This window comes from Chamaesiphon sp. OTE_8_metabat_110, assembly GCF_031382685.1.
Classification (GTDB): domain Bacteria; phylum Cyanobacteriota; class Cyanobacteriia; order Cyanobacteriales; family Chamaesiphonaceae; genus Chamaesiphon.
Genome location: NZ_JANMZA010000436.1, coordinates 1 through 2,014 on the forward strand (window position 1 = coordinate 1; position 2,014 = coordinate 2,014).

Below are 2,014 nucleotides of genomic sequence, written 5' to 3' on the forward strand. Positions count from 1 at the left end.
GCTAAGCGATCGAGCCTCACTCGTTGACGCAGTCTCTTCTAAGGAACTTAGCTGAAACTGGCTCAGAGCAAGGATCTGTAAATTGGGTTGAAGACTGAAATTAGGGCGTACCCAAACAAAGTTTCTTTCACCCTTTAGACGACATTTATGTCGGCTCAGATGCTTCGCTAGGAGAAACAAACTGACGTTAACTGGGCAAAATTTTGGGTTTTTTCGATCTTGCTGGCGTTATTTGCATAAACATCCGTAAATCCACTGAGTAAGTGATATAGCCTTGCTGGTGCATTCGGGTGTAGTCATTGATGAACAGTTCAAATTTACCAGAGCCTTGTGAAGTTGAGATCCAACTGCGACAACAGCTAGATGCCGTCTTGGTGGCTCCATTACAGAGTGCCCAGCGTGCTAGGGCGATGAGTCGGTTGCTGGGCATGGTGAGGCATTTACCAGGGATTCGGCGCGTCAATCATCAAGATTATTTATTGGCACTAAATCAAACTTGGGAATGGATGAGTCGGAATCTCGATGAATTTCAAGCTTCTACCGATTCGCTCACGGGCGATTTGGTGAGGTGGATTAATGGCTATTTATATTGGCGGATTCGGGATATTTATCAAAATACACCCATCGGACAACAGCTAATGAGTTTAGACGAGCAGGTGTTCGATCGCGGCGAAACCTATTTAGATCTATTATCAGAATCTGGAGGAATTGGTTTCCAGTTCCATACTTTGAACGAACAAATCGCCGTACTTCAGCACCAAGCAGACTGCGAAGTTGCCACCCAAATCGAAGCCTGGATCGAGTCCGATCCGGATCGGCAATTACAAAATTGCTATCCTCGCAATCGCGAAGATTGTCATTGTCAAACGCTCAGTTACCGGATTATCGTCTGCGAGCCGCCTGACTCGTTTACCCAGATTGCCAAAGATCTCAATATTCCCTATCAAACATTAGTATCTCACTGGAAACGGAGCTGTTTGCCACTATTACAAGCTCAAGCTAAAATTTTGGGATACGAGCCAACTATAGATAGCTAATTTATTACTTATCGATAGATGGTAATAGCCGATCGTTTACTAGTAAATTTTGAGATTTAGGCACACACTCTCTCAACAAAACACACTTCCCATGAACGATCGTTATTTATCTAGCTTTACTATCGATCTCGATCGCACCGCACATGCGACCGCTGCCAAGTTTGCTGCCCAACAGATCTCGATCGCCAAAGGACGCAGCGTCTATCTCAATACGTTGGCAGTTTGTGCGGTACGCCAATACCTGAGCATGACTTGTCAATTGGAGATCGATCTCGATCGCGGTGACAGTTGGCAAGTCGGGATGCAAAGCATCATGAATGTTGCCGATTTAGTCATTCCTGATGTTGGTAAAGTGGAATGTCTAGCGGTATTGCCCAACGCTACAGAAGTTTCCATCCCACTAGCTTTAGATGACAGAATTGGCTATGTAATCGTCCAGTTTAATGACGACCTAAATAGCGTCGAATTGCGCGGATTCGTCGAGCGATCGATCCCAGAAGTTATCTCACTCGATAGTGCAGATATTCGACCGCTCGATACTTTAATAGATCTTATTTATAGTACGAGAATTAATAATCTTCAAGAATTTTTAGCAGGGATCTTAGGGACTGGCTGGGAACCAATTATCCAGCCGGGAAGCACTGGCGATCGGGAGGAGCAATCGACTCAGTTGCCGCTGCGCCAGCAAGAATTTGCGCTCAGAAATACCCTGAATTTAGCGAGCAATACTAATTACGATAGTATTCGGGATTTTACCGCCAGTAAAATGATCGAGCTACACGCGAAGATCGCGAGTATTCCCCTACTAATGACGATCGGTTTGAGTATCGAACCAGATGGACGCGTGAAAGTCAGAGTCAGAATTCATGCGGCTGGTGGTCTACCGATGTTACCCGCTCATTTGCAGCTTACCTTACAAGCTGAAAACGGTCAGTTTTTGAGCGAGATTCAGTATCCTGAAGCCATGAACTTCATCC

At 45.3% G+C, this 2,014-nt stretch carries 2 protein-coding genes; both read left to right on the plus strand.

Annotated features, from left to right (window positions below; all coding sequences use genetic code 11):
* Positions 1–302 precede the first annotated feature (302 nt).
* Positions 303–1,037: a hypothetical protein gene (locus RMO52_RS15995; RefSeq protein ID WP_309745456.1), complete on the plus strand. Its 735-nt coding sequence runs from the start codon at positions 303–305 to the stop codon at positions 1,035–1,037.
* A gap of 91 nt (positions 1,038–1,128) precedes the next feature.
* A partial coding sequence (locus RMO52_RS16000) for a DUF1822 family protein (protein ID WP_310416064.1) occupies positions 1,129–2,014 on the plus strand: 886 nt, incomplete at its 3' end.